Origin of the sequence: Blastococcus saxobsidens DD2 (genome assembly GCF_000284015.1) — a bacterium.
GTDB lineage: Bacteria > Actinomycetota > Actinomycetes > Mycobacteriales > Geodermatophilaceae > Blastococcus > Blastococcus saxobsidens_A.
In genome coordinates this window covers 4,539,357-4,557,558 of sequence record NC_016943.1, presented here as the reverse complement: position 1 = coordinate 4,557,558, position 18,202 = coordinate 4,539,357, and the positions used below count along the sequence as shown (strand labels likewise).

General features: G+C 73.8%; 19 protein-coding genes. 10 read left to right on the top strand and 9 right to left on the bottom strand.

Annotated elements, in window-relative coordinates:
- Nucleotides 1-33: 33 nt before the first annotated feature.
- Complete coding sequence (locus tag BLASA_RS21580; RefSeq protein WP_041776847.1) at nt 34-1,044, bottom strand: zinc-binding dehydrogenase; 1,011 nt, start codon at nt 1,042-1,044, stop codon at nt 34-36.
- A 230-nt stretch (nt 1,045-1,274) separates the two neighbouring features.
- On the opposite strand from BLASA_RS21580, the gene BLASA_RS21575 reads away from it, so the two are divergent.
- Entirely contained in the window at nt 1,275-3,734 is a 2,460-nt protein-coding gene (locus BLASA_RS21575; RefSeq protein WP_014378392.1) for a penicillin-binding protein, read from the top strand.
- On the opposite strand, the gene BLASA_RS21570 is transcribed toward BLASA_RS21575, so the two are convergent.
- On the bottom strand, nt 3,675-4,616 hold the full coding sequence (locus BLASA_RS21570; RefSeq protein ID WP_014378391.1) for a YhjD/YihY/BrkB family envelope integrity protein: 942 nt from the start codon (nt 4,614-4,616) through the stop codon (nt 3,675-3,677). The genes BLASA_RS21575 and BLASA_RS21570 overlap by 60 nt on opposite strands.
- Nucleotides 4,617-5,026: 410 nt before the next feature.
- Here BLASA_RS21570 and BLASA_RS21565 point away from each other — a divergent pair, with 410 nt between their 5' ends.
- Nucleotides 5,027-6,127 carry a C40 family peptidase gene (locus tag BLASA_RS21565; protein WP_014378390.1) on the top strand — a complete coding sequence of 367 codons (1,101 nt, stop codon included), beginning with the start codon at nt 5,027-5,029 and terminating at the stop codon, nt 6,125-6,127.
- A gap of 36 nt (nt 6,128-6,163) precedes the next feature.
- Here the strand turns inward: BLASA_RS21565 and BLASA_RS21560 are convergent, their stop codons facing one another.
- A complete protein-coding gene (locus tag BLASA_RS21560) occupies nt 6,164-6,340 on the bottom strand; it encodes a hypothetical protein (protein ID WP_166486621.1) in 177 nt (58 codons plus the stop codon).
- Nucleotides 6,341-6,748: 408 nt separating this feature from the next.
- On the opposite strand from BLASA_RS21560, the gene BLASA_RS21555 reads away from it, so the two are divergent.
- From BLASA_RS21555 to BLASA_RS21545, 3 genes are all read left to right on the top strand, one after another.
- On the top strand, nt 6,749-7,195 hold the full coding sequence (locus BLASA_RS21555; RefSeq protein WP_014378388.1) for a DUF6328 family protein: 447 nt from the start codon (nt 6,749-6,751) through the stop codon (nt 7,193-7,195).
- A gap of 181 nt (nt 7,196-7,376) precedes the next feature.
- Nucleotides 7,377-7,700, top strand: a complete 324-nt coding sequence (locus tag BLASA_RS21550) for a DUF3817 domain-containing protein (RefSeq protein WP_014378386.1) — start codon at nt 7,377-7,379, stop codon at nt 7,698-7,700.
- 35 nt (nt 7,701-7,735) lie between these two features.
- Nucleotides 7,736-9,058, top strand: coding sequence for a serine hydrolase domain-containing protein (locus BLASA_RS21545; protein ID WP_014378385.1), 1,323 nt, complete (start codon nt 7,736-7,738; stop codon nt 9,056-9,058).
- A 19-nt stretch (nt 9,059-9,077) separates the two neighbouring features.
- On the opposite strand, the gene BLASA_RS21540 is transcribed toward BLASA_RS21545, so the two are convergent.
- The 5 genes from BLASA_RS21540 to BLASA_RS21525 form a co-directional block, all read right to left on the bottom strand.
- A complete protein-coding gene (locus BLASA_RS21540) occupies nt 9,078-9,596 on the bottom strand; it encodes a hypothetical protein (protein ID WP_014378384.1) in 519 nt (172 codons plus the stop codon).
- 38 nt (nt 9,597-9,634) lie between these two features.
- Nucleotides 9,635-10,195, bottom strand: coding sequence for a putative aminopeptidase (locus tag BLASA_RS25660; RefSeq protein ID WP_014378383.1), 561 nt, complete (start codon nt 10,193-10,195; stop codon nt 9,635-9,637).
- Nucleotides 10,196-10,705: a M42 glutamyl aminopeptidase superfamily protein (fragment) gene (locus BLASA_RS25655; RefSeq protein ID WP_014378382.1), complete on the bottom strand. Its 510-nt coding sequence runs from the start codon at nt 10,703-10,705 to the stop codon at nt 10,196-10,198.
- A 61-nt stretch (nt 10,706-10,766) separates the two neighbouring features.
- Complete coding sequence (locus tag BLASA_RS21530; RefSeq protein ID WP_014378381.1) at nt 10,767-11,468, bottom strand: hypothetical protein; 702 nt, start codon at nt 11,466-11,468, stop codon at nt 10,767-10,769.
- Between the two features lie 121 nt (nt 11,469-11,589).
- Nucleotides 11,590-12,069, bottom strand: a complete 480-nt coding sequence (locus BLASA_RS21525; protein ID WP_014378380.1) for an Lrp/AsnC family transcriptional regulator — start codon at nt 12,067-12,069, stop codon at nt 11,590-11,592.
- Nucleotides 12,070-12,281: 212 nt separating this feature from the next.
- On the opposite strand from BLASA_RS21525, the gene pdhA reads away from it, so the two are divergent.
- Genes pdhA through BLASA_RS21510 form a run of 3 tightly spaced genes read left to right on the top strand, consistent with a single transcriptional unit; the run spans nt 12,282 to nt 15,908 of the window.
- Nucleotides 12,282-13,421 (top strand): pyruvate dehydrogenase (acetyl-transferring) E1 component subunit alpha, encoded by a 1,140-nt coding sequence (pdhA, locus tag BLASA_RS21520; protein ID WP_014378379.1) that lies wholly within the window; start codon nt 12,282-12,284, stop codon nt 13,419-13,421.
- Nucleotides 13,418-14,398 carry an alpha-ketoacid dehydrogenase subunit beta gene (locus BLASA_RS21515; protein ID WP_014378378.1) on the top strand — a complete coding sequence of 327 codons (981 nt, stop codon included), beginning with the start codon at nt 13,418-13,420 and terminating at the stop codon, nt 14,396-14,398. Before pdhA ends, BLASA_RS21515 begins: the two co-directional genes overlap by 4 nt.
- Nucleotides 14,399-14,402: 4 nt before the next feature.
- Entirely contained in the window at nt 14,403-15,908 is a 1,506-nt protein-coding gene (locus tag BLASA_RS21510; RefSeq protein WP_014378377.1) for a dihydrolipoamide acetyltransferase family protein, read from the top strand.
- Nucleotides 15,909-16,233: 325 nt separating this feature from the next.
- Here the strand turns inward: BLASA_RS21510 and BLASA_RS21505 are convergent, their stop codons facing one another.
- Nucleotides 16,234-16,815 (bottom strand): hypothetical protein, encoded by a 582-nt coding sequence (locus BLASA_RS21505; RefSeq protein WP_014378376.1) that lies wholly within the window; start codon nt 16,813-16,815, stop codon nt 16,234-16,236.
- A gap of 511 nt (nt 16,816-17,326) precedes the next feature.
- On the opposite strand from BLASA_RS21505, the gene BLASA_RS21500 reads away from it, so the two are divergent.
- Both BLASA_RS21500 and BLASA_RS25315 read left to right on the top strand, forming a co-directional pair.
- The gene (locus BLASA_RS21500) at nt 17,327-17,788 is read left to right on the top strand and encodes an SRPBCC family protein (RefSeq protein WP_014378375.1); all 462 of its coding nucleotides are present in this window, start codon (nt 17,327-17,329) and stop codon (nt 17,786-17,788) included.
- A gap of 253 nt (nt 17,789-18,041) precedes the next feature.
- Nucleotides 18,042-18,182, top strand: a complete 141-nt coding sequence (locus BLASA_RS25315; protein ID WP_166486620.1) for a hypothetical protein — start codon at nt 18,042-18,044, stop codon at nt 18,180-18,182.
- The last annotated feature ends 20 nt before the right edge of the window (nt 18,183-18,202 follow it).

The following is an 18,202-nucleotide window of genomic DNA, read 5'->3' as shown; positions in this document are numbered from 1 at the left end:
GAGGATGGCGAGCTGCCACCCGCGGTGTCGCCCCTACGGCGTGATCACCAGGCGGATGGGGCTGCCCTCCTTGTTCGCCAGCCGCTGCACCCCGTCGGCCGCCTCGGTGAGGGGGAGCGTGCCGGAGATGGACCGGGACAGGTCGAGCCGGTGGTGCCGCACCAGGGCGACGAGCTCCTCGACGTGGCCGGGCTCGGAGCCGTAGTGGCCGAGGATCCGCTGCCCGAAGTAGCTGAACTGTGTGCCGTTCCGGATGCTGAGCGGCTGGTCGGTCAGCCCGACGAGCACGAGCGCGCCGTCGCGCTCCAGGCAGCGGACCGCCTGCTCCCGCACGGCCGCCACACCGGCGAAGTCGAAGGCGAACGCCAGGCCCGCCCCACCGGTGAGCTCGCGGACCCGGGTGGCGATGTCGTCGGCCGGGTCCAGCGCCAGGTCGGCGCCGAACTCCAGCGCCCGCTGCCGGGCCGCGGGGACCGGGTCGACGGCGATGATCGGCGCAGCCCCGGCCAGCCGCAGCAGCTGCACCGCATGCGCACCGAGCCCACCGATGCCCCAGACGCCCACGGGCTGCGCGGGTCGCACCTGTGCCGTCCGCACGATCGAGGCCCAGGGCGTCGAGACGGCGTCGGGGACGATGCAGGCCTGCTCGAACGGCAGCTCGTCGGGGATGGGGACGACGGTGCCGGCGGTCGCCAGCGCGTACTCCGCCCAGCCGCCGTCGTAGTCGACGCCGCGGGTGTGCACCCAGCCGGCTTTCTCCTCGCCGGCCTGCAGCAGCACCCGCCGGCCCTCGCTCCACTCCTCGACACCGGCGCCGAGGGCCGCGACCGTACCCGCCACCTCGTGCCCGAGCGTCACCTCGTCGCCGGACAGGAACAGCGGCGACAGCTCGCCCTCGATGAGGTGCACGTCGGACAGGCAGATGCCGGCGGCGGCCACCTTGATCAGCACCTCACCGGGGCCGGGGGTCGGCTTCGGGACCTCCTTCACCGTGAACTCGCGGGTGCGGACGTTCAGCCGGCCGGCCAGCATCGATTCAGACATGGGCCCATCCAACCGCGGCCGGTCGGCGCGCACCGCGCGCTGGACGGCCGCCTCGTCGTGCTGCACCGCGGGGACCTCCCGGCACCGCTCCTCCGGGACGGCGGGTAGCGGGTGGGACGGGCGGGTCCCGGGAGGCGGACGGGACGGTTCCGGTTGTGCCCTCGCCGCGAGGATGCTTGTGGCGCGTGATCATTCCTGCTGAGCTGGCCGCTCGGAGCGGTAGGAGGGTCATGGAGTCGCGCACGGGCACGGGCCGAACGCTGCTCCGACTGACCGGCGCGGTCCTGCTGGCCGGCGCGGTGCTGGCCGGATTGCTGCTGCCCTGGGTGGGTGGCCCGGCCCTGGCCGCCCGGCAGTCCTCGGCCCTGCTCGGTGATCCGCCGCGCGAGTTCTCCGTCGACGTGCCGCCCCGCAACACGGTCATGCTCGCCGCGAACGGCGAGGTCATCACCTCCTTCTACCGGGAGAACCGTGCCCCGGTCCGGTCCGACCAGATCGCCGAGGTGATGCGCCAGGCGCTGATCGCGGTCGAGGACGCCCGTTTCCACGAGCACGGCGGACTCGACGTGCAGGGCACCGTGCGCGCACTCCTCACGAACATCGCCGCGGGGGAGGTGGAGGAGGGTGGGTCCACCCTCACCCAGCAGTTGGTCAAGCAGACCCTGCTGCAGGCCGCCCGGACCGAGGCCGAACGCGATGCGGCCACCGAGAAGACGTTCGGCCGCAAGCTCCGGGAGGCACGGCTGGCGCTGGCGTTCGAGGACGCCTACACCAAGGACGAGCTGCTCACCCGCTACCTCAACATCGTCTACTTCGGGCGGAACGCCTACGGCGTCCAGTCGGCCGCGCAGGCCTTCTTCGGCGTGGACGCCGCCGCGCTGACCCTGCCGCAGGCCGCGCTGCTCGCCGGCCTGGTGCAGAGCCCGCTGGATCACGACCCGTTCAGCGACCCCGAGGGCGCGACGGTGCGCCGCAACCAGGTGCTGGCCCGGATGGCCGACCAGGGCTACATCACCCCGGAGCAGCAGGGCGAGGTGTCGGCCGCCCCCCTCGGGCTGTCGCCCGCCCCGGCACCGCCCCGCGGGTGCGCGGAGGCGACCGTGGGGGCCTACGTCTGCGACTTCGTGCAGGGATACCTCCTCCAGGACCTCGGCCTCACGCAGGAGGACCTGGACGTCGGCGGCTACGTCATCCAGACGACGCTGGACCCGGAGCTGCAGCGCGCCGGGGACGCCGCGGTGGTCGCCACCGAGCCGCTGGAGAGCTCCCGGGCGGCGACCTTCACCGCGGTGGAGCCGGGGACGGGTCACCTGCTGGCGATGAGCGCCAACCGGATCTTCGGCCACGACGAGACCGACCCGAGGCAGGAGTCGGTCAACCTCAACGCCGAGCCGAGCCGCGGCGCCGGGTCCACGTACAAGGTGTTCGTCGCCGCGGCCGCGCTGGCCCGGGGCTACTCCACCGAGTACACCCTGACCGCGCCCAGCCCGTACTACTCCCGCGTGTACGAGAAGGACGGCGGGCCGTACCCGGTGCGCAACTCCGGGAGCTACCGCGACACCCTCGACCTGACGACGGCCCTGTACCAGTCCTCCAACACCTACTTCCTCGCGCTCGAGGACGCCCTGGGCAGCGTGGCCGAACCGGTGCGCATGGCCGAGCGCATGGGGCTGTACGCGCACGGGCCGGCCGGGCTCGCCCAGCGGACCATCGACGAGAACAACGGCTCGTTCGCGTTCGGTCCCGAGGCGACCAGCCCGCTCGGGCTGGCCAGCGCCTACTCGACGCTGGCCGCCGGTGGCACCCGGTGCGACGTCGTCCCCGTGACCGGGTTGCTCGACCGGCACGGCGACCCGGTCGTCGGCGACGACGGAGCGCCGCTCGTGGACGGCGACCGGTGCACGCCCGAGGCGATCCCGGCCGGGGTGGCCAACACGCTGAACCAGATGCTCCGCAAGGACGTCGAGCCCGGGTACGCCGGCCAGACCGGCCGGCGTGCGTACGTGCCCGGGCACCAGATCGCCGGCAAGACGGGAACCACGCAGGGGAACGTCTCGGTCGCGTTCGTCGGCTACACCCCCGAGGTCGCCGCGAGCGTGATGGTGTTCGACCCCAAGGTGGCCGAGGACGTCGGCGGCTTCGGCGGTGACAAGGGCGCGACGATCTGGCACGACGCGATGGCGCCGATCCTGACCGCGCGGGGGAGCAGCGACTTCCCGCCCGCCGATCCGGCCGTGGTCCGGGGCAACACGATCCCGGTGCCGCGCTGCTCGGAGCCGGCCCACTGCCAGGACGTGCTGAGCCGGGCCGGTTTCGTCGACTGGGTCGTCCGGGTGGACAGCGCCCTGCCGGCGGGGGAGCTTCTGGGCACCAGCCCGCCGGCGGGGGGGCGCGCCGTCCCTGGTCAGGTGGTCTCCGTCCTGGTCAGCAACGGCTCCCGGTACGTGCCGCCACCGCCACCGCCACCGCCGCCACCACCGCCGCCGCCACCGCCACCGCCGCCACCACCGCCGCCGCCACCGCCGCCACCGCCGCCACCACCCCCGGTCGTGCCGCCGGCGGGCCCGCCACCACCGCCCACCCCGCCGGGGCCCGTCGCGGACGGCCCCCCGCCGCCGGAGTCCCCCGACCTAGCCGAGGTCCAGGCCTGGGTCGACCGGCGGCTGGCCGACCGCCTGCCCCCGCGCTGAGCCGCGGGCAAGCTCCTGGTCCAGGGACTGGGTGGCCAGCCAGCCGCACAGCACGACGAGGTGCAGCGCGAACAGCCACAGGCCCAGCGCCACCACCCCGCCGACGACGTCGAGCCCGCCGAACGGTGCGCCGAGGTCGAGGGGCAGCGCCAGGAAGAGCACGAACCCCTGCAGGAACCCCGACAGGCAGGCAGCGGTGAAGAGCGCGCCCGCCGTCAGGGCCGGCCAGCGCACCCGGCTGCCGCCCACGACCCGGAAGCCCCAGGCCAGCGGCACGGTGAGCGCGGCCAGGACCGCGTAGTAGCCCAGCGCCACCTGGCCCGTCGTGGCCGCGAACCCGCCGCGGGCGGCGAGGTCGGCCATGAGGGACGCGGCGAGCAGCAGGGGGTACAGCAGGACCGGGGTGAGCAGGAGCAGCGGCACGGCGGCGAGCCGTCCGCGCCAGCCGGTCATGCCCTCGTGCCGGGAGCTGAAGCGCAGCAGGGCCCGCCGGAGGCCTTCGCCGTAGAGCGACATGGGCAGCAGGGCCAGCAGCGCTCCCACGAGGTCCAGCTCGGCTCCGGCGTCCACCAGCCGCGCCACCGCGTCGGGTGCGCCGAGCTCGTCCGGTAGCAGCTCGGCCAGCCGGGTGCCGAGCTGCTGCACCCGCTCGGCGGAGGTGAGCCAGGCGGTCAGCCCGAAGGCCAGGACCAGCAGGGGTACGACGGCGATGCCGGCGTAGAAGGTGAGCCCGGCCGCGATCAGGGCCAGGTCGCGGCCCACGAGCCGGGCGCGGACGCCGGGGACGACGCCGCGGAGCGCGGCCCGGAGCCCGCGGCCGCCGTCAGGGCCGGCGTCGTCCCAGGACCCCTCATCGGCCCCCGGCCGGACCGCCCGGCTCACCTGGGCCCGGTCACTCGGCGTCGTCGCCGGCGCCGGGCGCCCGGCAGCCGGCGTCGTGCGGCACCACGGGTTCGCGCAGGTCCATGCCCCCGTACGTGTCCCCCGGTCCGTCGGCGAAACCGGTGGGACGGCATTGCTGCCCAGGGTGTCACGGCGAGTGGGTGGTGCCCTGACCGAGCCGGGGACCGCGGGCGGGCGCATCGGGACGAGGCGCGCAGGCGAAATGACACGAATGTTGTTCGGGGCATTGTCACGGCCGGGTCACGACGCTTACGGTGAGTATGCCCGCCGGGGCGTTCAGTCACTGAATGAGTGACACCCGTGGGCGCCGTCGAGCCGGTCTCCCCGCACAGGTTGCGGTCAGCGGGCGACGGGCCGGCTCGTGGAAGAGATCGGAGAGCCGCCGCACCATGGCGACCCCCCTGCGCACCACCGCCCGCCGCACCGTCCGGCGGGCCGGTGTGGCTCTCGTCGGCACCATCGGCATCCTGCTCGGCACGGTGCCCGTCTCCGCGGCGCCCGGCTCGCCGGGCACCTCCGCCGAGGCGGCCCGGCTGGTCGCCGAGCGCGGCCACCAGCTCGAAATCGTCACCGAGCAGTTCAACGAGGCCCAGGACACCCTCGCGGCGCAGCAGGCGGCCGCGGCGGGCGCCGCCGCCGAGCTGGAGAAGGCCACGGCGACCCTGGCGCAGGCGCAGCAGTCGGTCCGCGGCATCGCGCGGAGCGCCTTCACCGGCGAGGGCCTCGGCTCCTTCCAGGCCCTGCTGACCAGTGAGTCCGCCGACGAGTTCGTCAACCGGGTGGCGATCCTCGAGACGATCGCCGGGCACCAGAACGGCGTCCTCCAGCAGGCGGCCCAGGCGAACGTCGCCGCCGCGCAGGCCCAGGCGGCCGCCCAGCAGGCCGCCGCGCAGGCCCAGGCCACCTATGACACCGCCCTCGGCCAGCAGGCCGAGCTCGAGCAGCAGATCGCCGACTACCGGGCGCAGTTCGAACGGCTCAGCGCCGCGGAGCGCCAGGCCGTCCTGGCCGCGCACCACCCCGCGGAGCCCTCCGCCGCCGAATCCTCCGCCGCAGAGCCCCCGGCCGAGCCCGAGCGCGCGAGCCGCAGCGAGCGGCAGGCCCCCGACCCCTCGGCCCCGGTGGTGGCCGGCAGCGGAGCGGTGCAGGTCGCCGTCGACACGGCCCTGGCCCAGCGCGGCAAGCCGTACGTGTGGGCGGCGACGGGCCCCGGGTCCTTCGACTGCTCGGGCCTGGTGCAGTACGCCTACCGCGCCGCAGGGATCAGCCTGCCGCGCGCCAGCCGCAACCAGGCCTCGATGGGCACGCAGGTGTCCCGCGCCGAGGCCCGCCCCGGCGACCTGGTCGCCTTCTACAGCCCGGTCAGCCACATCGGGATCTACCTCGGCAACGGCCAGATGGTGCACGCCCCGACCTCGGGCGACGTCGTGAAGATCGCCAGCGTGGACGGCATGGGCGCCACGCCGAAGTTCAACCGCATCGCCGGCTGACCAAGGACGCCGCCGGACGTCGGGCCGTGCACGGCATCACGGCACCGTCTCCACGGCGTCGGCGACCACGAAGCTCCGCACGATGCCTGTGACCAGCACGTCGTCGCCCTTGTCGACGGCGGGCTCGGTGGCGCTGAGGATGAGCGTGTCGTCCTCCCCGACGGTGAAGGCGAACGGTCCGACGATCTCCTGGACCTCGGCCTCGACCGTCACGGGCTCGTCCTGGATCACCGCGACAGCGGCAGGACCGCCCTCCTGCACCGCGGTCTCCTCCCCGCATCCGGCCAGGAACAGGGTCCGCCCAGCAGGGCGGCGTAGGGGGCGGCGGTCGAAGTGCGTCGACGCTGGAACATGAGTGGGGCCTCTCTCGACGTTCGGCCAGGATGTCCTGCTGGTGGAGCGCTTGCCCGGAGCGAGGGAGACGAGGCCGGTCGAGGGGTTGCAGTCGTGTGACGACGGTAGGTCTCAGCGTCGTGCATGGGCCCGGAGCCGTGGGCGGTCGCCGCCGCCGGCTGATCCGGTTGTGGCTCGTACGGTGCAGGAGCTGCCACCTGGATACCGGGTCTTCGGCCGTGCGCGGTCAGGACAGGGGAAATCGAGCGCCGCAGTAGGCTCCGCCGGGTGCCCAGCCCTGCGGAGCCGGATCCCGACCGCGAACTCGCCGAGCTGACGAGCGAGTTGCGTGTGCTGCTCGCGGCCGCGACGGTCCTCTTCGCCTTCCTGCTCACCGTGCCGTTCAGCTCGCGGTTCGCCCGGGTCGAGGACCTCGACGTGGTCGCCTACTTCGTGGCCTTCCTGTCCACTGCTTTCGCGATCGTCCTGTTCCTCGGGGAAACGGCTTACCACCGCCTGACTAGCCGGTCCTACGACAAGGAGCGCCTCGTGGCCACTGCCTCCCGGCAGGCCGTCGGAGGGATCGCGCTCCTCGGGATCGCCCTTCCGGCGGTGGTCTTCCTGGTGACTGACGTGTTGTTCCCGACCGCGGCCGCGGTGGCCGCCGCGACCGCACTCTTCGCCGCCGTGGCGACCACGTGGTTCCTCCTGCCGCTGCTGAGGAGGCGGCGCTGATCGTGACCACGTCCGTGGTCGGATCGGGTCAGTCCCCGATGGTCCGAGGACGTCGACGTGTTCGGCGACGAGACCCGACCGTCACGCAGCCACTGCAGTGGAGGTCACACCCGGTCCGGGCACCCCGCGCCGGGTCCGGTCGTCGACGATGAGGAGACCACCACCGAGCCGAGGACGTCCGTTGAACCCGCGTACCGCCGCCACCGCCTTCCGCATCGTCGCCGTCGCCGAGGCGCTGTCCTGGATCGGCCTGCTCGCCGGCATGTTCGTGAAGCGGGTCCTCGACGCCTCCGAGATCGGTGTCCAGGTCTTCGGCCCCATCCACGGCGGGATCTTCGTCCTCTACCTGCTCGTCGCCCTGGTGGCCGCCCGGGTGCTCGGCTGGTCACGCGGTACGACGTTGCTGGCCCTGGCCGCCTCGGTGCCGCCGCTGGCCACCGTGTGGTTCGAGCGGCGCGCCACCCGCACCGGTCAGCTCCCCGGCCGGGAGGCGCTGGCCGCCTGATCCGGGAGCCGCGCGGGGTCGCTACGGTCGCCGTCATGCCCGAGCCCGTGCTGCCCTCGACCGCTCGCCTGCTGCTCGCGCGGACCGCGCGCGTCCAGCGCGACGGCCGCGCCCCCGGCCTGGTCGCCGGTGTGGTGCGGGAGGGCGGGCTCGTGTGGTCCGCCGGCCGCGGCGAGGTGCCCGAGCCGCACACCGACGTCCAGTACCGGCTCGGCTCGATCAGCAAGACCGTGACGGCGGTCGTGGTCCTGCGGCTGCGCGACGAGGGGCGGCTGCACCTGGACGACCCGCTGGACCGCCACCTCCCGGGCACGCCGTTCGGCGACCGGACGGTCGGCCAGCTGCTCTCCCACCTGGCCGGCGCCTCGGCGGAGAGCCCCGGCGGCTGGTGGGAACGCACCCCCGGCGGCTCGCTCGACGACCTCGGGCTCGGCGGGACCGACGTCGTCCTCGGGGCCGCCCGCCGGTTCCACTACTCCAACCTCGGCTTCGGCCTGCTCGGCGAGCTGGTCGCCCGGCAGCGGGGCACCTCCTGGGACGACGTGGTGCGAGCCGAGATCCTCGCGCCGCTGGGGATGGACCGCACCACCCCGCGCCCGGTGGTCCCCGCGGCCGAGGGCCGGGCGGTGCACCCGTGGGCCGACGTCGCCCTGGCCGAGCCAGAGCACCACGCCGGCGTGATGGCCGCCGCCGGGCAGCTGTGGGCAACACTGACCGACCTCGGCCGGTTCGCCGCCTTCCTGCTCGGTGACACCGCCGACGTCCTCGACCCGGCGACGCTGGAGGAGATGACCGTGCCCGCCGGCGTGGACGCCTCGGCGCCCGGCTGGTCGGCCTACGGGCTGGGGCTGCAGGTGCTGCGGGTCGACGGCCGCACGCTGGTCGGCCACGGCGGCTCCATGCCCGGGTTCCTCGCCGGGGTCTTCGTCGACCGGGACGAGCAGACCGGAGCGGTCTCGCTGGCCAACACCACCAGCGGCCTGGACCCGCTGGTCTTCGGGCTGCTGGCCGACCTGCGGGGCGCCGAGCCGCGCATCGTCGAGCCGTGGCGGCCGTCGCCGTCCCCGGTCCCGCTGGAGAACCTGGGCGTGTGGTTTTGGGGGCCGGCGCCGTACGTGCTGCGCTCGGTGGCCGGCGGCCTGCTGCACCTCGGTCCGATGCCCGGCCGCAGCGGCCGGGCCAGCCGGTTCTCCCGTCGCGACGACGGCACGTGGGGAGGGCTGGACGGCTACTTCGCCGGCGAGACCCTGCGCATCGCCGCCGACCACCTGGACCTCGACACGTTCGTCTTCACCCGCACGCCCTACGACCCCGCGGCCCCGGTGCCGGGCGGGGTGGACGGACGCGGCTGGCGCTGATCCGGGGGTGGCTCGTGGGTCAGGGCCGGTCGAAGGCGTCGATCGTGTTCTTGACGACCACGCCGTACGCCAGGTGTGGCACCACATCGCTCAGCCAGGACGATGCGGACCAGTTGCGAGGGTCGGTGACCCCCAGCACGGTCATCGGTCCGTTCCCCGCCACCATCGCGCCCAGCGCGGTCAGCACTATCCCGACCGGCTTCGCCGAGAGCAGACCCGACGCGCGGGCCAGCCCGCCGACGACGCCGACGCCGACCCCGGCCACCAGTCCGGTCATCGGGCCGAGCCCCTGCACGCGGTTCTGGCGGGTCTCCTCGTCGCCGGGGATGGGTACGTGCGCCTTCTCCGCGAGCTTCTCGACGGTCTGCTCGGGCGTGGAGCTGCTACCGCGCCCGCGCACCACCATGTCCAGATAGGTCACGGCGTTGAGCGCCGTTGTCCCCGCCGCGCCGGCCGCCGCTCCCCGCAGCGCCCAACCGAGCGTGCTGATCCCGCGCTTGCCCTTGCCGGCCGTGCCCAGCCGAGTCCGCTTCGCCATGGGCCACCCGTACCCACTCGCCGCGGTGCTACCCGGAGTCAGGAGCCCGGCGTCGGGCGGCGCAGGTACTCGGCGACCAGCCGGGCGCAGCGGTCCACCGCGTCACGGTGCTGCACCTCGTAGCCGTGGGTGCTCAGGGTGGGCAGCGAGACCAGCCCGGCCAGGGGTGTCTGTCCCTTGCTCTTGGCCTGCGACCCGTCGGAGCCGAACGACTCGTAGACGGCCGACTGCGGGGCGAGGTCCAGTTCCCGGCCGAGCGCGAGCAGATGGTCGGCGACGACCTTGTCGTAGACGACGTAGTCGTCGGCGTAGACGATCACCGGGCCGTCCTCGATGGCCACCTGGTACTCCGCCTCGGCCGGGCCGATGTCCAGCGCCAGGGTGACGTCGCCGGGCAACGCCCGGCTGGCGTAGCTCGCGCCGATGCCGCCCATCTCCTCGCCGGTCGTGCACACCAGATAGGTGTCGGCCGGCGGCCGGCCGCCGCGCCGCAGCTGTCGGGCGGCCGCGATGACGGCGGTGAGCGCCGAGCGGTCGTCGAGGAAGTAGCTGCCGACGAAGTCGCCGACGTCGACCAGGGAGCGGCGGCTGCGGTCCACTCACACCCGGCTGCCGGCGTGCACGCCGGCAGCCGCCAGCTGCTCGGGCGACCGGCCGGTGAACGCGTAGACGTCGTTCCACTGCATCGCGCGACCGCCGCCGTCGGGCTTGGTCTGCCACACCTGCGGCGTCTCCTGGGTGGTGTGCTCCGAGCCGAGCAGGAGGACCGCGGTCACCGGCTCCACGTCCCCGAGGACGGTGAGGGGGCCGAGTCCGAAGTTCGCCGGATACATCTCGCCGAGCTGCGAGAGGTGCAGGGAACCGTCCGGCTCGACGCGCTTGACGATCATCGAGAGCTCGTCCATGTGCGCCATCACCCGCACCACCGGCCCATCCGTGGCACCGCTGCCGTGGATCAGGCCGACCAGGTTGCCGGCCGGGTCCTCCCACACCTCGTCGACCAGCGGCTCCAGCTCGCGGCGGCAGACCTCGCGGACGGCCGCCTCCTGCCCGCCGGGCCCGTAGGCGTAGAGCAGCTCCTGCAGCAGGTCACGGTCGGTGGGGGACACACGGCTCCTCGGGGGGCGACGGAACGGCCGCGGAACCGACTACCCGAGCGGCGTCCGGCGGCTAACGGTGGCGGGGAGCCCGTCGCAGGATCGTCATGCGGGGATCAGCCGCGCGGCGTCCTGCCGTGGCCGGACCGGTGCCGCCACCAGCGGCCGAGCAGCAGCGCGATCCCGCCCAGCGCGAGCCCGGCGACGAGCAGCTGGATCGTGCCCGGTCCGCTGTCCGCGAGCTCGGTGCCGGCCGCGCCGGGTCGGGGAGCCGTCTCGCGGGGTGCCTCCTCCCGGGGAGCCTCCCCGGTGCGGCGAGCGCCCGCAGCTCGGCCTCCAGCGCCGGGGTCAGCTCGGTGGTGCCGCCGCAGAGGAAGGCGGCGTACTGGCCCTCGGCCAGGGGGGTGAAGGGTGTCTCGCCGAGGGTGGCGTCGCGCGTGGCGAACACGGCGAACTGCCCGTCGCCGGTCAGCTCGAGACCGCAGCTGGCGCCGGACTCCGGGGAGACGACCCCCTGCCGTTCGGACGCCGTCCCCTTGAACACGGTGTCGACGGCGAAGACGTGCAGCGCCGGATCGGTGCTGGAGCCGATCGGCCCGGGTGGCCGGTCGACGCTCCGCGAGCCCAGGGAACCGGTGAAGACGGCGTCGGCGCGGGCGAAGAACTCCGCCGTCGTCCCGCCCGTGCAGCTGCAGGCCGACGCCGGGGCGGCGAGGACCCAGCCGGCCAGCACGAAGACCAGGCCGGTGAGCAGGGTCGCGGCGGTGCGGAGCACGTCTGCAGCATCCCCGGTTCCCGCTCTCCTGGCCACGGTGACACGGGTGGGCATAGGAAGCTATGCCTGGGTCTCGCGGCCCCAATGTGTAGGCATGGCTTCCTGTGCCTGGTGCCGCTGGTCAGTCCGGGCGCTCGCCGGCCGCCCGCTCGAGCAGCGGCGCCACCCGGCGCTCGACGAAACGGCGCATCGCCAGTGCGGTGTCCACCCGCTGGATCCCCGGGATGGCGAGGACCGTCTCGGTGATCCGCCACAGGTGGTCGGCATCGGTGGCGACCACGTGCACCAGCAGGTCGGTGGCCCCGGAGAGCCCGGTCACCTCCAGGACCTCCGGCACGGCCGCGAGCGCCTCGCTCACCTCGGCCAGCCCGCGCTGCGCCACCTGCACCGACATGTAGGCGCCGAGGCGGTAGCCGAGAGCCTCGGGCCGCACCCGCTGGTCCAGCGGGGCGAGCACGCCGTTGCCCTCGAGGCGCACCAGACGGGTCTGCACCGTGTTACGGGCGAGCCCCAGCCGCTGCGACAGGGCCATGACGCTCGCCCGCGGGTCCTGGGTCAGGGCGAGCAGGAGCCGCGCGTCGGTGGCGTCGATCTCGGGCACGTTGGGCAGTCTGACACCTCTCGAGGAGGAGAGGGATGCTGTCTGCCTAGTTTCTCCGAGAGTGTCTGTGCAGATCGTTGTCGCGGAGGGGTGGTACCCAGGCGTCCCCCGTGCCAGGATGGCTGTGAGCGTCGCCACATCCGGCGGTGCCGACGTCCAGCCCCACCGATCGCGGTGATCCCGCGGCAGTGGCCGACGGCGAGGAGCGACCCGTGACAGCGTTGCCCGAGACCACGGAGATGGTCGACCCCGTACCAGGGGCCGCCGCGCCCCACCTGCCGCAGCGCACCGAGCTGGTCCAGCTGCTCACGCCCGAGGGTGACCGGGTCGCGCACCCGGACTACTCGCTGGACATCTCCGACGACGAGCTGCGCGGCCTGTACCGCGACCTCGCGCTGGTCCGGCGGTGGGACGTCGAGGCCACGGCCCTGCAGCGCCAGGGCGAGCTCGGCATCTGGGCCTCGCTGCTGGGCCAGGAGGCCGCGCAGATCGGGGCGGGCCGGGCCATGGCCGAGTCCGACATGGCCTTCCCCACCTACCGGGAGCACGGCGTCGCCTGGACCCGGGGCGTCGACCCGCTGCACGTCATCAGCCTGTTCCGCGGGGTGGACAACGGCGGCTGGGACCCGGTGGCCACCGGCTTCAACCTCTACACCGTGGTCATCGGCGCGCAGACCCTGCACGCCACGGGCTACGCCATGGGCCTGCAGCGGGACGGGGCCGAGAACGCGGCCCTGGCCTTCCTGGGCGACGGCGCCACCAGCCAGGGCGAGGTCAACGAGGCGATGATCTGGGCGGCGAGCTTCTCGGCCCCCGTCGTCTTCTTCTGCCAGAACAACCAGTACGCGATCAGCGTCCCGCTGGAGCGGCAGTCGCGGGTGCCGCTCTACCAGCGGGCCGCCGGCTTCGGCTTCCCCGGCGTCCGGGTCGACGGCAACGACGTCCTCGCCGTCCTGGCGGTGACCAGGGCCGCGCTCGCCGCCGCCCGCGAGGGGCAGGGCCCCACGTTCATCGAGGCCTTCACCTACCGCATGGGTGCGCACACCACGTCCGACGACCCGACCCGCTACCGGCTGGCCAGCGAGCTCGAGGAGTGGAAGCTGCGCGACCCGGTCGCCCGGCTGAAGGCGCACCTCTCCCGCACCGGCATCGCCGACGCCGCCTTCTTCGCCGGCGTCGACGCCGAGGCCGACGAGCTGGCCGCCCGCATCCGCAGCGGGACGCTGGAGATGCCCGATCCGGCGCCGACGGGGATGTTCGACTTCGTCTACGCCGAGCAGACCCCGCAGTTGGCGCAGCAGCGGGCCGACTTCGTGCGGTATCAGGCGTCGTTCGAGGAGGCCGGCGAATGACCACCGAGACGCTCACCATCGGCAAGGCCCTCAACCTCGGCCTGCGCAAGGCCATGGAGGACGACCCGAAGGTCGTGCTCATGGGGGAGGACATCGGCAAGCTCGGCGGGGTCTTCCGGATCACCGACGGCCTGCAGAAGGACTTCGGCGAGGCCCGCGTCGTCGACACCCCGCTGGCGGAGGCCGGCATCCTCGGGACCGCGGTCGGGCTGGCCATGCGCGGCTACCGCCCGGTCTGCGAGATCCAGTTCGACGGCTTCGTCTTCCCGGCCTACAACCAGATCGTCACCCAGGTCGCCAAGATGCACGCGCGGTCCCGGGGGAAGCTGCCGATGCCGGTCGTCATCCGCATCCCCTTCGGCGGCGGCATCGGCGCGGTCGAGCACCACAGCGAGAGCCCGGAGGCGTACTTCGCGCACACCGCCGGGCTCAAGGTCGTGGCGGTCAGCAACCCGGTCGACGCCTACTGGGGGATCCAGCAGGCCATCGCCTGCCCCGATCCGATCGTCTTCCTCGAGCCCAAGCGCCGGTACTGGGAGAAGGCCGAGGTCGACGTCGACGCGACGCCCGATCCGCTCTTCGCCTCCCGTGTCCTGCGCGGCGGCGACGACGTCACGGTGCTCGCCTACGGGCCGATGGTGAAGACGGCGCTGCAAGCCGCCGAGGCCGCGGCCGAGGAGGGCCGGTCGCTGGAGGTCGTGGACCTGCGGACGGTCTCCCCGCTGGACCTGGAGCCGGTGTTCGAGTCGGTGCGCCGCACCGGCCGCTGCGTCGTCGTGCACGAGGCGCCGGTGACGTCGGGCCTGGGCGCCGAGATCGCCGCCCGGGTGACCGAGACCTGCTTCCACTCGCTGGAGGCGCCGGTGCTCCGGGTCGGGGGCTACGACACCCCGTACCCGCCGTCGAAGCTCGAGGAGGAGTACCTCCCCGACCTCGACCGGGTGCTGGACGCCGTCGACCGATCGATGGGGTTCTGAAGCCATGACCCAGACGTCCGCGCTCCGTCAGTTCAAGCTGCCCGACGTCGGTGAGGGGCTCACCGAGGGCGAGATCCTGCAGTGGCTGGTCGAGGTCGGCGACACCGTCACGGTCAACCAGGCGCTCTGCGAGGTCGAGACGGCGAAGGCCGCCGTCGAGCTGCCCTCGCCGTGGGCCGGCACCGTGGTGGAGCTGCTGTTCGAGGCCGGCACGATGGTCGACGTCGGCACCCCGATCATCACCATCGACACCGGCGGAGGGAGCGGTGGCGCGCCGTCCCCCGAACCCGAGCCGGCCGAGGACGGCGAGCCCGCCGCCGGGCTGATCGGCGGCACTGCGCCCGGCGGCCGGACGGCGGTGCTGGTCGGCTACGGCCCGCGCACCACCGAGGCCCGGCGCCGGCCGCGGCGGTCGGGCACCTCCGCCGCCACCCGGGCGACCGCGCTGCCCGGCGCCGACTACGGCTCCGGCGGCCCGCCGTTGCCCGCCGACGACGGCCCGCCGCTGCTCGCCACCGCCCCGGACATGCGCAGCAAGCCGGTCCGGCACGGCGGCCTGGAGGTGGGCCGGCAGGCCGAAGCGGCGGCGCTCCGCGAGGACGCCGCTCCCGCCCGGGGTGTCGCGCCGGGTCGGCGCGGGCCGCGCCCGCTGGCCAAGCCCCCGGTGCGCAAGTACGCCAAGGACCTCGGCGTCGACCTGAGCGCCCTCACCGGGACGGGCACCGGCGGCTGCATCACCCGGGCCGACGTGGACGCCGCCGTGGCGGGGGCAGAGACGGCCGTTCCTGCCCCCGTCGAGGCAGGCCCCGGAGGCGGAGGGGAGCGGATCCCGGTCAAGGGGGTGCGCAAGGCCACCGCGGCCGCCATGGTGGCCAGCGCCTTCACCGCGCCGCACGTCACCGAGTTCCTGACCGTCGACGTCACGCGGATGATGAAGCTGCGCGACCGCCTGGCCGCCCGGCCGGAGTTCGCCGGCGTCAAGGTGAGCCCGCTGCTGTTCGTCGCGAAGGCGCTCCTCCTCGCGGCGAGGCGGCATCCCATGGTCAACAGCTCGTGGGACGAGGCGGCGCAGGAGATCGTCGTCCACGGTCAGGTCACCCTGGGCATCGCCGCGGCGACCCCGCGCGGCCTGATCGTCCCGAACATCAAGGACGCCGGCCGGCTCGCACTCCCGGAGCTGGCCGCGGCCCTCGGCGACCTCACCGAGACCGCGCGCGGGGGACGCACCGCACCGGCCGACATGGCCGGCGGCACGATCACGATCACCAACGTCGGCGTCTTCGGCGTGGACACCGGCACCCCGATCCTGAATCCGGGGGAGTCGGCGATCCTCGCCTTCGGGGCGGTGCGGGAAATGCCGTGGGTGCACAAGGGCCGGATCCGGGTGCGGCAGGTGACCCAACTGGCGCTGTCGTTCGACCACCGGGTGGTGGACGGCGAACTCGGGTCCCGGTTCCTGGCCGATGTCGGCGCGGTGCTGCACGATCCGGGGAGCGCCCTGGCCTACTGACGGTGATCGCCGTGCCCGACCGGCGAGGGAGTCCGCCCGTGGACCGTCGTGCCCGGGCGCTCGTCGCCCTGCTGCTCATGGCCGGGCACGCCGACCGGGGGCGGCAGGTGGGTGCAGTGGTCGTCGCCGCGGCTGGGGTCATGGCCCTGGCCGACGCGATGGGCATGCTCGCCGACGAGGGTGCGGCGAACATCGGGCCCGGGCGGCGTCCAACTGGTCTGCCTGGTCGATCGGCGTGGCCACCGCCCGGCTGGCGGTCGCCGTCGCCGGGTCGCGCCGCTCCGCCCGCTAGGCACTGTCGCCCACGAGCGTGCGCGTCCCCCGGTCAGCCGCCGGGCTGGACAGCTTCCACGGTCTCGGCGAGGAGGAGCGGCGCGCCTGCGTACTCCTCGAACAGCGGGTCGTCGAGCCCCAGGTCCTGCACCTGCTCGCCGGTACCCACCTCGAGGGCGTCCTCGAGGGTGCCGGCCACCCGCACGGGGACGCCCGCCGCGATCTCCGGCATCGGCTCGCTGTTCACCACCAGGATCGGCGGGACGCCCGGGTCCTCGGCCGCGCTCATCGCGAAGACGCCGTCGGTCAGCACGTCCACGACCTCGCCGGAGAGAACGACCGGGCGCTCGAGGTAGAAGTCGATCTCGGCCAGGAACTCGTCGTCGTACAGGCCGTCGAACGCAGGCTCGACGAGCTCGTCGCCGGGGATCTCCTCGAACGGGATATCGGGCTCGTCCCCGGGCGACTCGCCCTCGGCGACGTCGTCGAGGACGTCCTCGATCGGTTCTTCCGCCGCCGGCGCGTCGGTCGCCGGCTCGTCTCCACCGCAGCCGGCGAGCAGCAGCCCGGCGGCTGCGGCGAGGGCCGCGGCGGCGGCTCGGCTCGTGGCGGTGCGGCTACGGATCGCTCGCATGGCTATACCCCTTCCCGGATCAGCCCTCGCTGTGATGCCCGGATCCACGGTCGGCCATGGCGCGGTCGGCTGCTTCGTCACAGAGCTGACACGCGACCGCCGTGGCCATCGCCGTCCGCGGTGCGGCGTGATAGGTCAGGGGCGTGACGGACCTCGACCGGCTGCTGGGCTGGGCCGCCCGTTCACGGCTGCCCGACGGATTCGGCTGCCTGGGGCTCCGACGACGCCGTGCTCGCCGAGGTCACCGGGGAACCGCGGCACCGGGTGCTGGCCGCGCGCTGACGGGCGCACGGCGAGGCCCGGTGCGCGGCAGCATCGCGGCGGCGCTGCGCTGAGGGTGGGTCCGTCGCGGGGCCGCGGTGTGGGTCGAACGGTGGGCGCGGATGCGCAGGAGATCGGCCGAGACCTGCACATCAGCGCACACCGTTCCCGGTGAAGAGTCGCGGGTGTCCGACGGCGTGGTCGGGGGTAGGCCGACAGGCAGCTACCACCGAGAAACGAGGAGGTCCCCATGGCCAGCGTGCAGGAGTCCGTCGACGTCGACGTCCCGATCCGGGTCGCCTACGACCAGTGGACGCAGTTCGAGTCGTTCCCCCAGTTCATGGGCGGGGTCGAGAGCATCACGCAGATCGACGAGACCCACACCCACTGGGTCACCAAGGTCGATGGCGTCACGCGTGAGTTCGACGCCGAGATCACCGAGCAGCACCCCGAGGAGCGGGTGGCCTGGACCAGCACCGGCGGCGAGGCCAAGCACGCCGGTGTGGTCACGTTCCACCGCCTCGCCGACGACAAGACCCGGGTCATGATCCAGATCGACTGGGAGCCCACGGGTCTGGTCGAGAAGGCCGGCGCGGCGCTCGGCTTCGACGACCGGCAGATCAAGGCGGACGCGAAGAAGTTCAAGGAGTTCATCGAGAACCGGGGCACCGAGACCGGTGCCTGGCGCGGGGACGTCCAGCGGCCCAGCTGAGGCCGTCCCGGCCATTCACGACCGACGGCGCCCGTTCCCTGCTTCGGGGGCGGGCGCCGTCGTCGTCCGCGCGAACGGCTGGGTGCGGAGCGGCACGTGGGCTTGCCTGGTGAGGACTCTCACCCCGACGGATGAGCAACCTTAGGCCCGCCCTCAGGTTCACCGACGTTTCGTCGGATTAGAGTGGTGGACGCCTGCGTTACTACGGCTGCAGGCGCATCACTTCGACGAAAGAGGCAGCACCATGAACAGCGTGACGACCAGCTGGCGGAAGCGTCGGCAGGTGGCGCGTACCCGGCGGGCGCTGAACAAGGCGCTGTCGCGCAGCAGCAGCCCCGCCATGCGTGACGAGCTCCTGACGATGGCCAACGGCGCCCACTTCATCGGCCGCTGAGCCCGGCCGCCGACGCGGCC